General features: G+C 71.2%; 19 protein-coding genes. 11 read left to right on the top strand and 8 right to left on the bottom strand.

The features are described 5' to 3' along the window. Nucleotides 1–43: 43 nt before the first annotated feature. The 4 genes from ABS772_RS13520 to hemE all read right to left on the bottom strand — a co-directional run bounded on the left by ABS772_RS13520 (nucleotide 44) and on the right by hemE (nucleotide 2,420). Nucleotides 44–385, bottom strand: coding sequence for a lysozyme inhibitor LprI family protein (locus tag ABS772_RS13520; RefSeq protein WP_350395291.1), 342 nt, complete (start codon nucleotides 383–385; stop codon nucleotides 44–46). Between the two features lie 85 nt (nucleotides 386–470). After that, nucleotides 471–911, bottom strand: coding sequence for a protoporphyrinogen oxidase HemJ (gene hemJ, locus ABS772_RS13525; RefSeq protein ID WP_238254399.1), 441 nt, complete (start codon nucleotides 909–911; stop codon nucleotides 471–473). After that, nucleotides 904–1,353: an NUDIX hydrolase gene (locus ABS772_RS13530; RefSeq protein ID WP_350395294.1), complete on the bottom strand. Its 450-nt coding sequence runs from the start codon at nucleotides 1,351–1,353 to the stop codon at nucleotides 904–906. The genes hemJ and ABS772_RS13530 overlap by 8 nt, the downstream gene beginning before the upstream one ends. Beyond that, a complete protein-coding gene (hemE, locus tag ABS772_RS13535; protein ID WP_350395296.1) occupies nucleotides 1,350–2,420 on the bottom strand; it encodes a uroporphyrinogen decarboxylase in 1,071 nt (356 codons plus the stop codon). The genes ABS772_RS13530 and hemE overlap by 4 nt, the downstream gene beginning before the upstream one ends. Nucleotides 2,421–3,179: 759 nt before the next feature. On the opposite strand from hemE, the gene ABS772_RS13540 reads away from it, so the two are divergent. The 10 genes from ABS772_RS13540 (at nucleotide 3,180) to ABS772_RS13585 (ending at nucleotide 11,502) form a co-directional block, all read left to right on the top strand. After that, complete coding sequence (locus ABS772_RS13540) at nucleotides 3,180–4,010, top strand: pyruvate, water dikinase regulatory protein (RefSeq protein WP_238254416.1); 831 nt, start codon at nucleotides 3,180–3,182, stop codon at nucleotides 4,008–4,010. A 10-nt stretch (nucleotides 4,011–4,020) separates the two neighbouring features. Then, nucleotides 4,021–5,157 (top strand): glycosyltransferase family 61 protein, encoded by a 1,137-nt coding sequence (locus ABS772_RS13545; protein WP_350395298.1) that lies wholly within the window; start codon nucleotides 4,021–4,023, stop codon nucleotides 5,155–5,157. A 16-nt stretch (nucleotides 5,158–5,173) separates the two neighbouring features. Continuing rightward, complete coding sequence (locus ABS772_RS13550; protein WP_350395301.1) at nucleotides 5,174–5,833, top strand: Maf family protein; 660 nt, start codon at nucleotides 5,174–5,176, stop codon at nucleotides 5,831–5,833. 14 nt (nucleotides 5,834–5,847) lie between these two features. Beyond that, nucleotides 5,848–6,825 (top strand): cation diffusion facilitator family transporter, encoded by a 978-nt coding sequence (locus tag ABS772_RS13555; protein ID WP_350395303.1) that lies wholly within the window; start codon nucleotides 5,848–5,850, stop codon nucleotides 6,823–6,825. A gap of 40 nt (nucleotides 6,826–6,865) precedes the next feature. Then, nucleotides 6,866–7,702 (top strand): shikimate dehydrogenase, encoded by an 837-nt coding sequence (locus ABS772_RS13560; RefSeq protein WP_350395305.1) that lies wholly within the window; start codon nucleotides 6,866–6,868, stop codon nucleotides 7,700–7,702. Continuing rightward, nucleotides 7,699–8,319: a dephospho-CoA kinase gene (gene coaE, locus ABS772_RS13565; RefSeq protein ID WP_350395308.1), complete on the top strand. Its 621-nt coding sequence runs from the start codon at nucleotides 7,699–7,701 to the stop codon at nucleotides 8,317–8,319. Before ABS772_RS13560 ends, coaE begins: the two co-directional genes overlap by 4 nt. 26 nt (nucleotides 8,320–8,345) lie before the next feature. Next, nucleotides 8,346–8,540, top strand: coding sequence for a type II toxin-antitoxin system HicB family antitoxin (locus ABS772_RS13570; RefSeq protein WP_350395311.1), 195 nt, complete (start codon nucleotides 8,346–8,348; stop codon nucleotides 8,538–8,540). Nucleotides 8,541–8,798: 258 nt separating this feature from the next. Continuing rightward, nucleotides 8,799–9,509, top strand: coding sequence for a DNA polymerase III subunit epsilon (gene dnaQ, locus ABS772_RS13575; protein ID WP_238254394.1), 711 nt, complete (start codon nucleotides 8,799–8,801; stop codon nucleotides 9,507–9,509). Nucleotides 9,510–9,712: 203 nt separating this feature from the next. Further along, nucleotides 9,713–10,162: a CopG family transcriptional regulator gene (locus ABS772_RS13580; protein ID WP_350395314.1), complete on the top strand. Its 450-nt coding sequence runs from the start codon at nucleotides 9,713–9,715 to the stop codon at nucleotides 10,160–10,162. Nucleotides 10,163–10,239: 77 nt separating this feature from the next. Beyond that, nucleotides 10,240–11,502, top strand: a complete 1,263-nt coding sequence (locus ABS772_RS13585; protein ID WP_350395316.1) for an extracellular catalytic domain type 1 short-chain-length polyhydroxyalkanoate depolymerase — start codon at nucleotides 10,240–10,242, stop codon at nucleotides 11,500–11,502. Nucleotides 11,503–11,611: 109 nt separating this feature from the next. Here the strand turns inward: ABS772_RS13585 and ABS772_RS13590 are convergent, their stop codons facing one another. Both ABS772_RS13590 and ABS772_RS13595 read right to left on the bottom strand, forming a co-directional pair. Beyond that, nucleotides 11,612–12,058 carry an NUDIX hydrolase gene (locus ABS772_RS13590; RefSeq protein ID WP_350395319.1) on the bottom strand — a complete coding sequence of 149 codons (447 nt, stop codon included), beginning with the start codon at nucleotides 12,056–12,058 and terminating at the stop codon, nucleotides 11,612–11,614. A 45-nt stretch (nucleotides 12,059–12,103) separates the two neighbouring features. Next, the gene (locus tag ABS772_RS13595) at nucleotides 12,104–12,934 is read right to left on the bottom strand and encodes a 4'-phosphopantetheinyl transferase family protein (RefSeq protein ID WP_350395321.1); all 831 of its coding nucleotides are present in this window, start codon (nucleotides 12,932–12,934) and stop codon (nucleotides 12,104–12,106) included. A 51-nt stretch (nucleotides 12,935–12,985) separates the two neighbouring features. On the opposite strand from ABS772_RS13595, the gene ampC reads away from it, so the two are divergent. Further along, a complete protein-coding gene (gene ampC / locus ABS772_RS13600; protein ID WP_350395324.1) occupies nucleotides 12,986–14,173 on the top strand; it encodes a class C beta-lactamase in 1,188 nt (395 codons plus the stop codon). A 6-nt stretch (nucleotides 14,174–14,179) separates the two neighbouring features. On the opposite strand, the gene ABS772_RS13605 is transcribed toward ampC, so the two are convergent. Continuing rightward, the gene (locus tag ABS772_RS13605; protein WP_350395327.1) at nucleotides 14,180–14,590 is read right to left on the bottom strand and encodes a GNAT family N-acetyltransferase; all 411 of its coding nucleotides are present in this window, start codon (nucleotides 14,588–14,590) and stop codon (nucleotides 14,180–14,182) included. Nucleotides 14,591–14,600: 10 nt separating this feature from the next. After that, the gene (secA, locus tag ABS772_RS13610) at nucleotides 14,601–17,507 is read right to left on the bottom strand and encodes a preprotein translocase subunit SecA (protein WP_238254384.1); all 2,907 of its coding nucleotides are present in this window, start codon (nucleotides 17,505–17,507) and stop codon (nucleotides 14,601–14,603) included. Nucleotides 17,508–17,782 lie beyond the last annotated feature (275 nt).

Genomic DNA, 17,782 nt, shown 5'->3' on the forward strand with positions numbered 1-17,782 from the left:
ACCCGCGAAGGGCTCGCCCTTCGAACCCCGGATTCCCGAGGTCCTACTGCCCGCCCTGCTTGGCGAATTCCGACAGGACACCCCGCAGCACCTTGAGCCGGCCCTCGTAGGCCGCGGTGAGGCAGGCGACGTCGGTGCCGCAGGCGCGGCGGTCCTTGAGCCACGCTTCCTGATCGTCCTGCATCTTGGTGCGGTTGCCCATCGGCAGCAGGTCCTTGAGGATGTCGAAGCGCACCGCCATCTCGACATCGAGGTCGTTGAGGGCGCGGGTGTCGCAGACCGTCTTCTCGTCCGGCGTCTCGGCCTTGGCGCAGGGAAAGCTCGCGGCCGCCGCCGGCAGGCTCAGGACGACGCTCAGGGCGAGGGCGAGGAAGGGCGTACGCATCGGACAGGCTCCATCGCGGGCAACGGCCACGCTTTGCCCTTCCAACGGCCTGCCCCCGCCCCGGTGCCGGCCGCGCAAGAAAGAATCAGCTCCAGGGCTTCACGATCGCGAGGATGACGATGCCGATCATCAGCAGCGTCGGCACCTCGTTGATCACCCGGTAGAAGCGCTGGCCGCGGGTGTTGCGGTCGGCGGCGAAGTCCTTGACCGTGCGCGAGAGGAAGCCGTGCATGCCGCTCATCGCCAGCACCAGGGCGAACTTCGCCTGGAGCCAGGGCGCGGCGTAGTAGCCGCTCTGCCACGCGAGCCAGAGCCCGAGGAGCCAGGTCACGATCATGGCCGGGGTCATGATCGCCTTGAGCAGGCGCCGCTCCATGACCTTGAAGGTCTCGGACTGCACCCGCGAGCCGGCGGGCAGGGCCGCGTGGTAGACGAACAGGCGCGGCAGGTAGAGCATCGCCGCCATCCAGGCGATCACCGCGATGACGTGGAACGCCTTGATCCAGGGGTACAGGGTCTCAAGCACCGGGTGAGGCACTCCGTATGGGGGATGCGGCGCGCAGGCGCGCCAGGACATGTCCGGTCAGAAGCGGGGCGAGGGGCAGCGCCGCATCGTCCGTCGTGCCGGCAAGCGGGAGCCAGCGGATCTCCTCGATCTCCGCCGCGCAGACCGGGATCAGGCCGGGGGCGGCCTCCTGCCGATAGACGATCGCCTCGACGATATGGCCGGGCTCGTTGGCGGCCTCCGCCTCGAACCGGCCGAGCCAAGCCGCCGTGCGGGGCTCGAAAGCGAGGGCAAGTTCCTCCTGGACTTCGCGGGCGAGGCAGGCGGCGTCGGTCTCGCCCGCCTCGAACTTGCCGCCGGGGAGCATGAAGCGGAGGCTGCCGCGCTTGCGCACCAGCAGCAACGCCTCGCCCGCCTCGTCCCGGCGGATCAGGGCCAGGGCCGCGACGCGGATGCGGCTCACCGGCCGGCCCTGAGCCGGGCCAGCATCCGCTCGACATGGGCGATCGGCGTCTGCGGGGTGATGCCGTGGCCGAGATTGAAGATGTGCGGCGTGCCGTCCGTCGCCGCCAGGATGGCGTCCACGGCCGCGTCCAGGGCCCGCCCGCCCTCGATCAGCGTCTCGGGGTGGAGGTTGCCCTGGGTGACCGTCGCGGCCGGCACACGGGCCCGCAGGGCGGCGAGATCGACCCCCCAATCGACGCCGACGGCGTCGGCCCCGGTCTCGGGAACGACGCGGGCATGGCCCTCGAGCCCTGAACCGCGGGCGAAGACGATGATTTTTGCGCCCGGCACCTGCGCCCGGATGCCCTCGATCATCCGGGCGATCGGCCTGAGGGAGAAGCGCGCGAGCGCGTCGCCGTCGGCGGTATCCGGCAGCACGCCGGCATGGGACTCGAAGATCTGCACCGCGTCGGCGCCGGCGCGGAGCTGGCGCACGAGGTACTCGGTCTGCACCGTCACCAGCCGGTCGAGCAGCGCGTCGAGCAGCGCCGGATCGGAGACCGCCAGCGCCCGCGCCGGGGCGAGGTCCGGCGTGCCGCGCCCGCCGATCATGTAGCTCGCCACCGTCCAGGGCGCGCCGCAGAAGCCGAGCAGCGTGGTCTCGTGCGGCAACGCCCCGCGGATCCGCTCCACCGCCTCGAAGACCGGGGCCAGATGCGAAAAGATCGCCGGGTCGCCGGCCTCGCGCAGGCGCTCGAACTGCGCCCGGCCCTCCAGCGCGTCGAGGCGCGGACCCTCGCCCTCGACGAAGCGCACGTCCTGGCCCAGCGCGTGGGGCACCACGAGGATGTCGGAGAACAGGATCGACGCCTCGAAGCCGAAGCGGCGGATCGGCTGGAGCGTCACCTCGGTGGCGAAGGCCGGGTTGTAGCAGAGGTCGAGGAAGGAGCCGGCCTCCGCCCGCGTCGCCCGGTATTCCGGCAGGTAGCGGCCGGCCTGGCGCATCATCCAGGCCGGGGGCGGGGCGATCGCCTCGCCCGACAGGACCCGCAGCACCGGCCTGTTGGCCGTCCTTGCCTCCGCCATTCGTCGAACCCGCTTCCTGCCCGGTTGCCTTCCGTGGCGAGGCCGGAGAGGTCGCGACCTCGCCATCCCCACCCCGGCCCTCTTCAAAGAAAGAGAGATTCTAGAATCTCTGTTTTTTCTCTTGGACGTTGGATCGTGATGCCGCAAGCGCGTCCACAGGCCCTCCCCACAGCCGCGGCGTTAATCACCTCTTAACGGATTGGCTCTAATCTCCACGATAGGCCAAGCTCAGCAGAGGCTTGCGTGGGGGTGCGTGCCCCGACGGCCCCCGCGGTCCCGGATTCTCCCATCCGGGCGAGTCCGGCGTCCGCGAAAGCACGTCATGTTGAGGGAGGAGTCGACGGTTTTCGGGACAACCCGCCGCCGTGCGGATTCCGAGCCGGCTTTTCCCCACTTGTCGACTCCCCGGACGCGGGCTGGGGACAAAGCGGCCGCAAACGTCGCGTCGAGCCCTGCAAGCCACTGAGATATCGCGTGATTCCGGGCGAAGGCGACAGAGTCCCTGCCGGCCGCGTCGCGGCCCGGACGGCTCCGACCCCGGCTCGCCCCGACGGGGAGGGGGCCGGGACCGTCATCGCGAGCGGCGGCCGAAGCGATCCGGACGCGCGACGGCGCCCTGTTCCAGCGTCCTGATCGCCTCCGACCCTGCGGCGATCGGCAATTCGCCATCGCCTTCGCGCGAAAACATGCTCTAAGCATCCCCGTGGGGCGGCTCGGCCGCTCGCAAGACCGATGCGTCACCGTAGAGACGGGCCGACGATGAGCCGCAGCTACTTCCATCTCCACCTCGTCTCGGATTCCACCGGCGAGACCCTGATCAATGTCGGACGCGCGGCGGCGGTGCAGTACGAGGGGATCTCGGCGATCGAGCACGTCTACCCGCTGGTGCGCTCCGGCGCGCAGCTCGAACGGGTGATCTCCGAGATCAAGGCGGCGCCGGGCCTCGTGCTCTACACCCTGGTCGGCCACGACCTCATCGAGCGCCTGGAGGAGGCCTGCCGCGAGACCGGCTCGCCGACGCTCAACGTGCTCCAGCCGGTCCACGCGCTGCTGCGCTCCTATCTCGGCGCGACCTCGACCGAGCGGCCCGGCGCCCAGCACATGCTCAACGCCGAGTACTTCAAGCGCATCGACGCGATGAACTTCACGCTCGCCCACGACGACGGCAACCTGCCGGACGACCTCGACGAGGCCGACGTGGTGCTGGTCGGCGTCAGCCGCACCTCGAAGACGCCGACCTCGATCTATCTCGCCAATCGCGGCCTCAAGACCGCCAACCTCCCCCTCGTGCCGTCGATGCCGCTGCCGCCGAGCTTCGACCGGGTCCGGAAGGCGCTGATCGTCGGGCTGATCGCCAGCCCCGAGCGGATCGTGCAGATCCGCCAGAACCGCCTGCTCAGCCTCAAGGCCGACGACAACTCCTCCTACGTCGATCGGGAATCGGTGGCCGACGAGATCGCCGCCTCGCGCCGGCTCTGCGCCAAGTACCGCTGGCCGACCATCGACGTGACCCGCCGCTCGATCGAGGAGACGGCGGCCGCGATCCTCGACCTCTACCGCGAGCACCGCCTCAAGTTCATCGCGACCTGAGGACGGGAGGATGGAAGACGCCGCCCTCGCCGCGGCCGACCTGCGCGAGACCGTTCAGGCCGGGCGGGGGCGCTGCACCGATCTCAGCCTGTCCTACCGGGACTGGGCGCAGCCGCCCGACCTCATGATCGGCGCGGTGACGCCGACGCTGCTGCGCGTCTACCACGAGCAGACCACCGTCCTCGGCACCAGCCTCTACGAGCTGCCGGGGGCGGAGGTGACGGCGGAGGGGGTCGTCCTCCTCGACGGCGTGTTCCAGTACGCCGCCCAGCTCAACATCTTCCCCGTCAATTTCGAGGGGCATTTCCGCGCCATCGCCGCGCGGCTGCCGGAGCTGCGCCGGGTGACGGTCGAGGAGCCCGCCGTGCTGCTGACCGGGATGGGCCACCAGATGTACGGCCACTGGCTGGTCGATTTCCTGCCCAAACTCTTCCTGCTTGACCGGGCCGGCCACGACATCGCCCGGCTCCGTTACCTCCTGCCCGCCGACACGCCGGATTTCGCCCGCGTCTGGCTCGGCCTCCTCGGGATCGGCGAGGACCGCCTCGTCGTCTACGATCCGGGAAGCGAATGCGTCGTCTGCCGCTCGCTCCTCGTGCCGACGGCTTTGCGCTTCGTCAGCCGCGCCTCGCCGCTGATGCGGCAGGCCCGCCGCTTCCTGCTCGACCGCGCGGCGCCCGGCCGGCGCTGGCGGCCCCGCTGGCGGATCGGCCGTCGCCGCGAGAAACCGGGGACGGAAAAGATCCTGATCGCCCGCTCGGACAATGCCGACACGCGCAACCGGCGCTCGCTCGCCGAGCGGGCGGCGTTCGAGGAGACGGCGCGTCTCCGCGGCTTCACCCGCGTCCGGCCGGAGCGTCTGAGCATCCCTGAGCAGATCGCCCTGTTCCGCTCCGCCGGCACGATCGTCGGGGAATACGGTTCGGGGCTGCACGGCTCGCTGTTCGCGGCCCCCGGCACCACCGTCGTGGCCCTGCGCGACAACGGGCTCGAACTCGGCTTCCTGCAGAGCTCGATCGACCACAGCCTCGGCCATGCCAGCGGCTACGTGATCGGCTCGGAGCGCTCGGAGGAGGGGTTCTTCTCCGTCGCGCCTCAGGATATCGACTTCCTGTTCGACTGGCTCGACTGGCGCGGCCTGCGCTGACGGAATTTTTTTCGACGTGACCGCTTCTGCCCTCTGGCTCGCCCCTGAGCCGCTCCTTCTCGCCTCGGCGAGCACCACCCGGCGCGATCTCCTGACCGGCGCGGGCCTGCCGGTGGAGACGGCGCCGGCGCGGATCGACGAGCGCGCCCTCGAAGCCGAGGGCGGCGCCCTGGCTCCGGCGGAGCTGGCGCGGCGTCTCGCCCGGGCCAAGGCGGCGGAGGTGGCGGCCCGCCATCCCGGCCGGATCGTGATCGGCGCCGACCAGGTGCTTGAATGCGAGGGCCGGATCTTCCACAAGCCCGCCGACCGCGCGGCGGCGCAGGCCCAGCTCGCCCGGCTTCAGGGCCGGACCCACGCGCTGCATTCGGCGGTCGCGATCCGGCGCGACGGAGCGGCCGAGGCCTTGGTCGAGCGGGATTTCGTCGAGCAGGATTTCGCGGAGCAGGATTTCGTGGAGACCGCGCGGCTGACCATGCGGCCCCTCGATGCCGGGGCCATCGACGCCTATCTGCGGCTCGCGGGCGCGGCGGTGACGACGTCGGTCGGCGCCTACCAGCTCGAGGGGCTCGGCATCCACCTGTTCGCGCGGGTCGAGGGCGACCATGCGACGATCCTCGGCCTGCCGCTGACGCCCCTTCTCGCACGGCTGCGGGGCATGGGCCTGCTGGCGTTCTGATACGGCGAGGGGCGATGGACGACCATCGGGGGCACGACCACGACCACGATCACGCCGGGCATGGGCACAGCCATGGTCACGGTCACGCACATGGGGGACACGGCCATGTCCACGCCCCCAAGGATTTCGGGCCGGCCTTCGCAATCGGCATCGCGCTGAATCTCGGCTTCGTCGTCGTCGAGGCGCTCTACGGCTGGCTGTCCAATTCCATGGCCCTGGTGGCCGATGCCGGCCACAACCTCTCCGACGTGCTCGGGCTCGTCGCTGCCTGGATCGCCGCGGTGCTGGTCAGGCGGGCGCCCTCGGCCCGCTTCACCTACGGCCTGCGCGGCTCCTCGATCCTCGCCGCCCTGTTCAACGCGGTGGTGCTTCTCGTGGCCACCGGCGGCATCATCGCCGAGGCGGTGCAGCGCGTCCTCGAACCGGCGCCGGTCGCCGGCACGACGGTGATGGTGGTGGCCGGGATCGGCATCCTCATCAACGGCTTCACCGCCTGGCTGTTCGCCTCGGGAGCGAAGGGCGACATCAACATCCGCGGCGCCTACCTGCACATGATGGCCGACGCGGCGGTCTCGGCCGGCGTGGTGCTCGTGGGCCTCGTCATCCTCACCACCGGCCTCGACTGGCTCGACCCGCTGGTGAGCCTCGTCATCGCCGTGCTCATCATCGTCGCCACCTGGGGCCTGCTGCGCGACAGCGTGGCGATGTCGCTCGCCGCGGTGCCGCCCGGCATCGACCCGGAGGCGGTGCGCGCCTGTCTGGCCGCCCGCCCCGGCGTGCGCGGGCTGCACGACCTGCACATCTGGCCGATGAGCACCACCGAGCCGGCGCTCACCGCCCACCTCGTCGTGGCGGACGGGGCGAACCACCGCCACTTCCTCAAGGAGACGGCGGACGAGCTGCGCGAGCGCTTCGGCATCGGCCACGCCACCCTCCAGATCGAGATCGAGGGGCAGACCGCCTGCACGCTGCCGAAGGGCTGCGTCGCGTGATGTCCCCCGACGTTTCAGGCGCAGCCGCCGGCAGGATTCCATGACAGCCAGGGCCTTCGTCGTCGGCCACCCGATCCGGCATTCCCGCTCGCCGCTGATCCACGGCCACTGGCTCGCCGAGCACGGGCTCGACGGCACCTACGAGCGCATCGACGTGGCGCCGGACGCGTTCGAGGCTTTCTTCCGCGGGTTGCCGGCTTCGGGCTTTGCCGGCGGCAACGTCACCATCCCGCACAAGGAGGCGGCGTTCCGCCTCGCCGACTCCCTGACCCCGCGGGCGAAGAAGATCGGGGCGGTGAACACGCTGATCGTCGAGGGCACCCATGTGCGCGGCGACAACACCGACGCGCCGGGCTTCATCGCCCATCTCGACCACAGTCTCGGCGAGGGTTGGCCCGAGCGGACCGGCGGGTCCGCCCTGGTGCTCGGCGCGGGCGGCGCGGCGCGGGCCATCGTCGTCGGGCTGGTGGAGCGCGGGCTCTCGGTCCGCGTCGCCAACCGCAGCCCCGAGCGGGCGCGGGCGCTCGCCGGACTCGATCCCGGCCGCGTCGCGGCGCTGGCCTGGGAGGACGTGCCGGGGGCACTGTCCGACACGGGGCTCCTCGTCAACACCACCTCGCTCGGCATGGCCGGACACCCGCCGCTCGACCTCGACCTCGCCCCGCTCCCGGACCGCGCGGCGGTGGCCGACATCGTCTACGTGCCGCTGGAGACGCCGCTGCTCGCCGCCGCGCGGGCGCGCGGGCTCGCGGCGGTCGACGGGCTCGGCATGCTGCTGCACCAGGCGGTGCCGGGCTTCGAGGCGTGGTTCGGCCTGCGCCCGCAGGTGACGCCGGCCCTGCGCGAAACAATCGTCGCGGACCTTCCCGCGACATGAGCGCGACGGACCAGCCCCGCCGCCCCGTGGTGCTCGGCCTCACCGGCTCGATCGGCATGGGCAAGTCGGCCACCGCCGCGATGTTCTCCGCCCGTGGCGTGCCGGTCCACGATTCGGACGCGGCGGTCCACGCCCTCTACGGGCCGGGGGGCGCGGCGGCGCGGGCGATCGGCGAAGCCTTTCCCGGCACCCTGACGCCGGAGGGCGGCGTCGACCGCCCGGCCCTGCGCGCGGCGGTGCTCGGGTATCCGGAACAACTCGCCCGCCTCGAAGCGATCGTGCACCCGCTGGTCCGCGACGAGAGCCGCGCCTTCCTCGCCCGCCACGCGGGGGCGGCGCTGGTCGTCCTCGACATCCCGCTCCTGTTCGAGACCGGCGCCGAGGCCCGCTGCGACGCCGTCCTCGTCGTCACCGCCCCGCCCGAGGTGCAGCGCGCCCGCGTGCTCGCCCGCCCCGGCATGACCGAGGAGGCGTTCGAGGCGATCCGCGCCAAGCAGATGCCGGATGCCGAGAAGCGCGCGCGGGCGGACTTTCTGATCGACACCAGCCGCGGGTTCGCGCACGCGGAAGGCGAGGTGGAGCGGATCGTCGAGGAACTGGTTCGCCGAGGCCCGTGAGGGAGCCATCATGTGAGGGAGCCATCATGGACGAGCTCACCTACCCGATCCTGGTCACGCCGCTCACTGCGGATGACGGGGGCGGGTTTGCCGCCACGGTGCCTGACCTGCCCGGATGCATGTCCGATGGCGAGACACCTGAGGAAGCACTTCGGAACGTCCGCGAGGTGATCGATGCCTGGATCGCGATGGCGCGCAAATTCAGCCACGCCGTTCCATAGATCACGTCAGGGGTTGGACTGCTCTGAAGGAGCCGCTGGTTTTTCACTCGCACGGGCCTGTCGGATGCGGAGGCCGCCGCCGTCGCTCTGATCTGACAAGCCGGAGCGCCTCTCCTTCCCCCGCAAGGGGGGAGGGGACAGGCGGATGACCTTTTCGGACGTTCGCATGGGGTCGGACTGACCGTCCCTTCCACGGGGCCGGTTAACGCATCCTTCGCTGTCCGGTAGGAGGCTGTGCCTTCGCTTGGAACCCAAAAAATGCTGCGCGAGATCGTCCTCGATACCGAGACCACCGGCACGGACGCGAGGAACGGCGACCGGCTGATCGAGATCGGCTGCGTCGAGCTGATCAACCACGTCCAGACCGGCAAATTCTACCACCAGCTCATCAACCCGCAGCGGGCGGTGTCCGAGGGGGCGTTCGCGGTCCACGGCATTTCGGACGCGATGCTCGCCGACAAGCCGGTCTTCGCCGACGTGGTCGATGCCTTCGTCGCCTTCTGCGGCGATGCGCGGCTGGTGATCCACAACGCGCCCTTCGACGTCGGCTTCCTCAACATGGAGTTCGCCCGGCTCGGGCCCGCCGCCCCGAAGGCGATCCCGCTGGAGGACGTGGTCGACACCCTGCTCCTCGCCCGCCGCAAGCATCCGGGCGCGGCCAACAACCTCGACGCCCTGTGCAACCGCTACGGCGTCGACACGACCCGCCGCGTCAAGCACGGCGCGCTGCTCGACGCGCAGATCCTGGCCGAGGTCTATGTCGAGCTGCTGGGCGGCAAGCAGACCAGCCTGGGGCTCAGCATCGCCGAGCCGGTCGAGAGCGTGGCGCGCGCGGCGGCGGCCGATTCGGGTCCGGCCGGGCCCCGGCCGATGCGCAGCCGGCTCACCGAGGCGGAGCGCCTGCGGCATGGCAGCTTTGTCGAGAGCCTCGGAACAAACGCCGTCTGGCGGGAATACCTGGAACCGTGAGCCGGCGGCCGTATCGGCCGTTCCGGTTAAGTCCCTCTCCGGACGCCCTCTTCGGCGGCGCATGACCCGCTGCGCCGGCTCAGGCGCCGGCCGACATCCATCGGAGCCAAGTCGCGTTATTGCTGCAATGCAAAAAGTTTCATCTTGCGGCGCAGCATGAGCGTTCCCATACCATCCCCATGGATGGCGCAGGGATGGGCGCGATGATGGATCTGATGGAGGAGAGCCGCCCGGACACCCCGCTCGCGCTGCGCGGCGGGACGCGGTCCGGCGACCACGAGAAGATCACGGTCAATCTCGGCTTCGTCGATCTCGGGCATGTCGATCTGCTCGTCTCGGAGGGCGTCTACGCCAACCGCAGCGACTTCATCCGCACGGCGATCCGCAACCAGATCGAGCGGCACGCCGACATCACCCGCCAATCGGTCGCCCGCAACCCGATCGAGGTCGGCCTGCGCCGCTACGGCCGGGCCGAGCTGGAATCGGCGCGGGCGGCGGGCACCCGGCTCGACATCCGCGTCCTCGGCCTCGCCGTGATCGCCGACGACGTTCCCGCCGACCTCGCCAGCGCCGCGATCGCCTCGATCGAAGTGCTCGGCAGCCTCCAGGCGAGCCCCGCCGTGAAGCGGGTGCTGGCCGACCGCCTGCTCTGAACCCCCGAAGACATCCCCTCCCTCGTGACCCGCGGCGCGCGCCCGCGCCCGTCGCCGACCCGGAAAGCGAGACCCGCATGACCGACCGTCCCAACGCCTTCTTCACCGACATGACCGAGGCGACCCGCCTGACCCGGGCCGGACGGCTCGGCGAGGCGACCGCCCTGATCCAGCGCAGCCTCGGTGCGGCGGGCCTGTCCCCCGGCGGGCCGCAGAAGGCCGACGCCGCGGCCGCCCCGCACGGGACGCCGCGGCTCGAGGGTCCGGCGGCCCGGCTCGACGCCGAGACGGATCGCGAGGCGGGCCACACGGCGCTGATCCCGGAGCGGCTTCGCGAGAACATCGACCAGATGATGCAGGGCCTGCGCACGCTCGCCCCCTCTCTCCGGGGGCTGGTGAACGGGGGCCTGCACGCGCCGGGACCCGGTCACATCGGACCCGAGGGCGTCGAGCCGGAGGACGGCCAGTTCGTCGCCCGGAGCTTCTCCAACGCGGCCGGCGCGCGGGACTACAAGCTGTTCATCCCGAGCCCCCGGAGCGGGCGCCGCCCGCTCCTCGTGATGCTGCACGGCTGCACGCAGACGCCCGACGACTTCGCCGCGGGCACGCGCATGAACGCGCTGGCCGAGGAGGAGGGGCTCTACGTCGTCTATCCCCGCCAATCGAGCCGGGCCAACGCGCAACGGTGCTGGAACTGGTTCGAGCCCGGCGACCAGGGCCGGGAGATGGGCGAGGCCGGCATCATCGCGGGGCTCGTCCGCGCGGTCTGCGCCGAGCACCCGATCGACCGCTCGCGCATCTACATCGCCGGGCTCTCGGCGGGCGGGGCGGCGGCGGCCAACATCGCCCGGGCCTATCCCGACCTGTTCGCGGGGCTCGGCGTGCATTCGGGCCTCGCCGCGGGCTGCGCCCGCGACCTACCCTCGGCGCTCTCGGCGATGCGCGTCGGCGCGCCCGGCGCGGCGGAGCCCGGCGGCGCGGCCGGCTTCGGCGCCGGATCGGTGACGCAGCGCCTGCGGGTGCCGACCATCGTCTTCCACGGCGAGGGCGACGGCACCGTCCACCCCCGCAACGCCGAGGCCGTGCTGGCGCAGGCCGGCGTCGAGGCGCTGACGCCGCGGCGGGAGAGCGGGACCGGGGGCGGCCACAGCTACACCCGCACCCGCTACGCCGACGAGGCGGGCCGGGTGCAGGTCGAGGCGTGGTCGGTGCAGGGCGCGGGCCACGCCTGGTCCGGCGGCAGCCCGGAGGGCAGCTACACCGACGCGAGCGGGCCGGACGCCTCGCGGGCGATGCTCGACTTCTTCCTCGGCCACAGCCTGCCGGGTTCGCGGGGCTGACACGGCTTCCGCCTGATCAGAGCGGAAGCCGGATCAGCGAGCCCGCACGGCGCTTGAGCGAAGCCGACCTCCGCCATCCCGCAGGGATCGATCGGATGTCGATGACTCCTCAGCGCGGGGCCAGGGCCGCCGCGAGGCCGTCGGGATAGAGGGCGACGCCGTCCGGCAGGGCATCCGGACGGCGCCAGCGCGCGGTGCAGGCCGTGCCGTCGTCCTCGCTGAACCGGATCACGTCGCGGTCGTAGAGGACCGCGTCGTGCAGGCGGATGTCGGCGGCGAACACGATCTCGTGGCCGAGCGCGCCCTCGTGGCGGTAGATGTTCTCGAACACCGTCCAGGGGCCGGTGATCGCCACGCCGCAGCCCAGCTCTTCCCGGAACTCCCGCTCCAGGGCCTGCTCGCGGGTCTCGCCGAAGGCGACGCTGCCGCCCGGCGGTCGCACGCCCTTGATCCGGCCGCGATCGTCGAGGACATCGACCGCCAGCACCGCGTCCCCGCGCCAGGCCAGCCCGATCACCTTGAAGCGGATCGTTTGGGGTGGGCGCCAGGTCGTCACGGCTTCCTCGTCATCCCGATCGTTTCCGTCGATGCGCCCGGAGCGCTACGCGTCCGCTCCCCGCGCCGCGGCCTCGGTCAGGGCGCGGCGAAAATCCTCCCAGGCCGCCGCATCGGGCGCAAGCGTCACCGCCGGCGGGCGCGGCAGCACCAGCGCGGCGGCGAGATCGCCCGCGGCGAGGCTCAGGCCCCGGTACTGCGCGAAATTCGCGAAGGTGACGCCGAGCCCCGGCGGCCCCGCCTCGGCGCTCCCGACCGCGAGCAGTTCGAGCGGCACGGTCAGCCCGCAGCGCAGGGCCTTGGAGAGGGCCTCCTTCAGGCACCACAGCCGCGTCAGCCGCTCGGCCTCCGGCGCGTCGAGGCGGGCGGCGACGAGGCGCCGCTCCGCCGCGTTGGTCTGGCGCGTCAGCAGCGCGACGTTGGCTGGCCGGATCCGCTCCAGATCAATCCCCATCGGGCAGGCCTCGGGATAGGCGACCGCCACGGCGACCGGGCCGGCATGCGACAGGCTGATGCCGAGATTTTCACCGCCCGCGCCGGAGAGAACCGGCTGCTCCAGCACGCCGGGCCGGATCGCCAGGGCCCGCGGATCGAGATCGGGCCGGAGCGCGGCGAGCGCGCATTTGGCCGCGTAGCGCCCGATCAGCAGGCCGTGGCGGCGGCGGGCGTGGAGGCGGTCGGTGAGGAGGGCTTCCTCGTCCCCGTGGAGGAAGCCACCGCGATGGGCGTCGAGCCAGTCGAGCGGCGCGCTCGCGAGCGCCAGGACGGCCTGCATCGATCCGGTCCGGGGGGCGTCGAGGGCGAGGCGCAGGCGCCGCACCAGCGGGCTCGCGGCCTCCGGTCCTGCCGCGCTTTCGGCGCTTTCCTCACACGTCATGACCGCCCGCTCCGTTCGCCCGAGCCAAGAAGGAAACGCGCCATTTCCGCAATGCGAAAGCTCGGGTTCTTCGCCCTCGCGCTGGGCGGCCTGTTCTGCGGCCCGCTCTCCGGCTCCGGTCCCGCTGCGGCGGAAGGCTTGGCCGAAGGCGCGTCCGCGCGGATCGCCGAGGTCGTGGAACGCGCCTACCGCCCGCTCCTGAAGGACTACGACGTGCCCGGCCTCGCCGTCGCCGTGACGCGGAACGGGCAATCCGCCGTCTTCACCTTCGGTCTCGCCGACCGGGAGGGGCGGCGGCCGGTGACGCGGGACACGCTGTTCGAGATCGGCTCGGTCAGCAAGACCTTCACGGCGACGCTCGCCGCCGAGGCGCAGGCGCTCGGCCGGCTCTCCCTCGCCGACGCGCCGGGCCGGTTCCTGCCCTGGCTGCGGGGCAGCGCCCTCGATCGCGTCAGCCTGCGCGACCTCGGTACCTACACGGCGGGCGGCCTGCCGCTGCAATTTCCCGACGCCGTCACCGACGAGGCGGCGATGAGGGCCTATGTCCGGCAATGGCAGCCCTCCGCGCCCGCCGGAACGCGGCGGGTCTACTCCAATCCGAGCCTCGGCCTGTTCGGCGCCGCCGCCGCGGCGGCGCTCGGCGGCGATTTCTCGGAGCTGATGCAGGACCGGCTGTTTCCGGGGCTCGGCCTCGCGCACAGCTTCATCCGCGTTCCCGCGTCCGACATGGCGCGCTACGCCTGGGGCTACGGCAAGGAGGGCCGGCCGATCCGGGTGAACCGGGGCGTGCTCGACGCGCAGGCCTACGGCGTCAAGTCGAGCGCCGCCGACATGATCCGCTTCGTCGAGGCCAACCTCGATCCCGGCCGCCTCGATCCGCCGCTGCGGCAGGCGGTTGAGGGCACCCATATCGGGTATTCCCGCGTCGGCGCGATGGTGCAGGGGCTCGGCTGGGAGCTGCTGCCCTATCCGCTCTCGCTGGAGCGCCTCCAGGCCGCCAACGCCGATGCCGTGCGGTTCGAGGCGCAGCCCGCCGAACCGCTCGACCCGCCGCGGGCGCCGACGGGGGCCACGCTGTTCAACAAGACCGGCTCCACCAACGGCTTCGGCGCCTACGTCGCCTTCGTGCCGGAGAAACGCATCGGCCTCGTCATGCTGGCCAACCGCGCTGTTCCGATCCCGGCGCGGATCGCGGCGGCGCACGCCGTGCTGGAGGCGCTGGCGGCGAAGGATCCCTGATCCCGCTCAGCGCTCCCGGTCGGTGCGGAAGGCGTTGGTCAGGCGCGGCATGCCGATCGCCTCGTAATAGCCCTCGACGCCGGGCGCGGCGGTGAGCAGGAGGGAGGTCTCGGGACCCGCGGCCCTGCGGGTCTCCTCGATCAGCCCGCGGCCGATGCCGCGGCCCTGGCAGTCGCGGGCGACGGCGAGGTCGGAGAGGTAGGCGCAGAAGGCGAAGTCGGTGAGCGTGCGCGCCACGCCGACGAGGCGCCGGTCGAGCCGGGCGGTGACGATCAGGTCGGAGGCCCGCAGCATCCGATCGAGCCGCGCGCGGTCTCCGGCCGGCCGCCGCGGCGCGAGGCCGGACTCGACGAGGACCGCCTGAAAGCTCTCCGCGTCGAGATCCGGTTCCAGCCCGTAGACGAGCGCGCCGCTCACCGGAGGACGCTCACGCCTCGGCGGCGAAGCGGCCGTGGCAGTGCTTGTACTTCTTGCCGGAGCCGCAGGGGCAGGGCTCGTTGCGGCCGACCTTGCCCCAGGTCGAGGCGTCGTCGGGCTTGCGCTCCAGCACCGCCGTCTCCGCCGAGAGCTCGCGCGCGGCGAAGCCGTAGGCGCCGCCCGCTCCGCCGTCGCTGCCGCCATAGGCGAACTCGTTCTCGCCGGTGACCGGGTCGCGGTGCTCGGGGAACATCGGCGGAAGCTGCGGCTCGCCGAATCCCGCCTGCTCGAACCCGCCCTCGGCGAAGCCGTCGGGCTGCTGCTGCATGATCTCGACATGGGCGAGCTGGGCGGTGACCTGCTCGCGCAGGGCCGCCACGAGGCCGTTGAACAGCTCGAACGCCTCCGACTTGTACTCGTTGAGCGGATCGCGCTGGGCGAAGCCGCGCCAGCCGACCACCTGCCGCAGGTGGTCGAGGGAGACGAGGTGCTCGCGCCAGAGGTGGTCGAACACCTGCAGCACCACCTGCTTCTCGACATAGGCCATCACCTCCGCGCCGTTGCGCTCGACGCGGGCGGCGTAGGACTCGTCGGAGGCCTTGCGCAGGCGCTCGCGGATCTCCTCGTCGGCGATGCCCTCCTCCTTGACCCATTCCTCGACCGGAAGATCGAGGTTGAGCAGGTCGAGGGCGCGGGCCTTCAGCCCCTCCGCGTCCCACTGCTCGGCATAGGCGTTCTCGGGGATGTGGACGGCGACGAGGTCGTCGATCACGCCGTGGCGCATCTCGTCGATGGTGTCGCGCACGCTGTCCTGGCCCATCAGGTCGCGGCGCTGCTCGAACACGACCTTGCGCTGGTCGTTCATGACGTTGTCGTACTTGAGCACGTTCTTGCGCATGTCGAAGTTGCGCGCCTCGACCTTCTGCTGCGCCTTCTCGATCGCCTTGTTGATCCAGGGATGGATGATCGCCTCGCCCTGCTCCAGGCCGAGCCGCTGCAGCATCCCGTCCATGCGGTCGGACCCGAAGATGCGCATCAGGTCGTCCTTGAGGGACAGGTAGAATTTCGAGCGGCCGGGATCGCCCTGGCGGCCGGAGCGGCCGCGGAGCTGGTTGTCGATGCGCCTGCTCTCGTGGCGCTCGGTGCCGATGATGTAGAGCCCGCCCGGCAGGTCCTTCTTGCGGCCGGCCTCCGGGTCGGCCTTCTCGCCCGAGGCCAGCACCTTGGCGCGGTTCTCGGCGATCTCGGCTTTCAGCGCCTCGATCGCCGCCTCGCGCTCCGGCCCCTCGGCGAGGTGGCCGAGCTCCTTCTCGATGCGCATCTCGAGGTTGCCGCCGAGTTTGATGTCGGTGCCGCGGCCGGCCATGTTGGTGGCGATGGTGATGGCGCCCGGCACGCCGGCCTCGGCCACGATGTAGGCTTCCTGCTCGTGGAAGCGGGCGTTGAGCACGGCGAACCGCTTGGTCACCCGGTTCTCGCGGGCGGCGGCGTAGACGTCGGTCAGGGCGTTCGGGTCGGAATAGTCGAGCAGCGTGTAGCCGGCTTTCTTCAGGAGCTCGCCGATCAGCTCCGACTTCTCGATCGAGCCGGTGCCGACCAGCACCGGCTGCAGGCGGCTATGCGCCTTGTCGATCTCCTTGATGATCGCCTCGTACTTCTCCTCGACGGTGCGGTAGACCTCGTCGTCCTCGTCGACGCGCTCGATCTCCTTGTTGGTCGGGATGTCGACCACGTCGAGCTTGTAGATCTCGGCGAACTCGTCGGCTTCCGTCGACGCCGTGCCGGTCATGCCGGCGAGCTTCTTGTAGAGCCTGAAATAGTTCTGGAAGGTGATCGAGGCGAGCGTCTGGTTCTCGGGCTGGATCGTCACCCGCTCCTTGGCCTCCAGCGCCTGATGGAGCCCCTCCGAGTAGCGCCGGCCCTGCATCATGCGGCCGGTGAACTCGTCGATGATGACGACCTCGTCGTTCTTGACGATGTAGTCCTTGTCGAGGGTGAACAGCGTGTGGGCGCGCAACGCCTGGTTCACGTGGTGGACGAGGGTGACGTTGTGGGCGTCGTAGAGGTCGCCCTCCTTGAGGATGCCGGCCTCGCGTAAGGCGCCCTCGATGAACTCGTTGCCGGCCTCCGTCAGCGAGACCTGGCGCTGCTTCTCGTCGAGGTCGTAGTGCTCCGGCAGGAGCTGCGGCATGATCCCGTCGACCGCGACGTAGAGTTCCGAGCGGTCGTCCACCGGCCCCGAGATGATGAGCGGCGTGCGCGCCTCGTCGATGAGGATCGAGTCGACCTCGTCGACGATGGCGTAGTGGTGCCCCCGCTGCGTCATCTGCGAGAGCTCGTACTTCATGTTGTCGCGAAGATAGTCGAAGCCGAACTCGTTGTTGGTGCCGTAGGTGATGTCGCAGGCGTAAGCCTCCTTGCGCTGCGCGTCGTCGAGCCCGTGCACGATGGTGCCGACGGTGAGCCCCAGGAAGCGGTAGACCCGGCCCATCCACTCCGCGTCGCGGGAGGCGAGGTAGTCGTTGACGGTGACGACGTGGACGCCCTTGCCCTCGAGCGCGTTGAGGTAGACCGGCAGGGTCGCGACCAGGGTCTTGCCCTCGCCGGTCTTCATCTCCGAGATGCCGCTCTCGTGCAGCACCATGCCGCCGATCATCTGCACGTCGAAATGGCGCTGGCCGAGCACGCGCTTGGCCGCCTCGCGCACGGTCGCGAAGGCGGGCACCAGCAGGTCGTCGAGGCGGGTGCCGGCGGCGAGCTGATCGCGGAAGCTTTGCGTGCGGGCGCGCAGCTGCTCGTCGGACAGCGCGCTGATTTCCGGTTCGAGCGCGTTGATCGCCGCCACGCGCGGGCGAAAGCCCTTGACGCGGCGGTCGTTGGACGAGCCGAAAATCTTCTTGGCGAGGGCACCGAGCATCGTGAACCTGCGGTCGTGAGGTCGTCGCGGGCGGCATCGAGGGCGCCGCCGGCCTGCATTGGGCGGGCTTATAGAGGTAAATATCGGCAGGCGCATCCGGTAGTGCCGAGGCGCCCTCACGAGCGCGCGCGGCGATCCAAGGCCACGCTTGCCTTTGCCCCGAAGAGGTTCCACCTGTGTCGCGCTTCGCGGCACCTGCCGCATCCCGACGAGCCCCGCGGGACGAAGCCGGACGGCGAACAGACCGGCCCGGCGGGGACGACGCCCAAGGAACG

The organism is Methylorubrum podarium (assembly GCF_040270385.1).
Lineage (GTDB): Bacteria > Pseudomonadota > Alphaproteobacteria > Rhizobiales > Beijerinckiaceae > Methylobacterium > Methylobacterium podarium.

What these genes read in the sequence shown, in the direction of transcription:
- ABS772_RS13520 (WP_350395291.1), bottom strand. Translation starts at nt 385, where the DNA reads ATGCGTACGCCCTTCCTCGCCCTCGCCCTGAGCGTCGTCCTGAGCCTG.
- hemE (WP_350395296.1), bottom strand. Translation starts at nt 2,420, where the DNA reads ATGGCGGAGGCAAGGACGGCCAACAGGCCGGTGCTGCGGGTCCTGTCG.
- ABS772_RS13540 (WP_238254416.1), top strand. Translation starts at nt 3,180, where the DNA reads ATGAGCCGCAGCTACTTCCATCTCCACCTCGTCTCGGATTCCACCGGC.
- ABS772_RS13545 (WP_350395298.1), top strand. Translation starts at nt 4,021, where the DNA reads ATGGAAGACGCCGCCCTCGCCGCGGCCGACCTGCGCGAGACCGTTCAG.
- ABS772_RS13555 (WP_350395303.1), top strand. Translation starts at nt 5,848, where the DNA reads ATGGACGACCATCGGGGGCACGACCACGACCACGATCACGCCGGGCAT.
- ABS772_RS13560 (WP_350395305.1), top strand. Translation starts at nt 6,866, where the DNA reads ATGACAGCCAGGGCCTTCGTCGTCGGCCACCCGATCCGGCATTCCCGC.
- coaE (WP_350395308.1), top strand. Translation starts at nt 7,699, where the DNA reads ATGAGCGCGACGGACCAGCCCCGCCGCCCCGTGGTGCTCGGCCTCACC.
- ABS772_RS13570 (WP_350395311.1), top strand. Translation starts at nt 8,346, where the DNA reads ATGGACGAGCTCACCTACCCGATCCTGGTCACGCCGCTCACTGCGGAT.
- dnaQ (WP_238254394.1), top strand. Translation starts at nt 8,799, where the DNA reads ATGCTGCGCGAGATCGTCCTCGATACCGAGACCACCGGCACGGACGCG.
- ABS772_RS13580 (WP_350395314.1), top strand. Translation starts at nt 9,713, where the DNA reads ATGATGGATCTGATGGAGGAGAGCCGCCCGGACACCCCGCTCGCGCTG.
- ABS772_RS13585 (WP_350395316.1), top strand. Translation starts at nt 10,240, where the DNA reads ATGACCGACCGTCCCAACGCCTTCTTCACCGACATGACCGAGGCGACC.
- ABS772_RS13595 (WP_350395321.1), bottom strand. Translation starts at nt 12,934, where the DNA reads ATGACGTGTGAGGAAAGCGCCGAAAGCGCGGCAGGACCGGAGGCCGCG.
- ampC (WP_350395324.1), top strand. Translation starts at nt 12,986, where the DNA reads ATGCGAAAGCTCGGGTTCTTCGCCCTCGCGCTGGGCGGCCTGTTCTGC.
- secA (WP_238254384.1), bottom strand. Translation starts at nt 17,507, where the DNA reads ATGCTCGGTGCCCTCGCCAAGAAGATTTTCGGCTCGTCCAACGACCGC.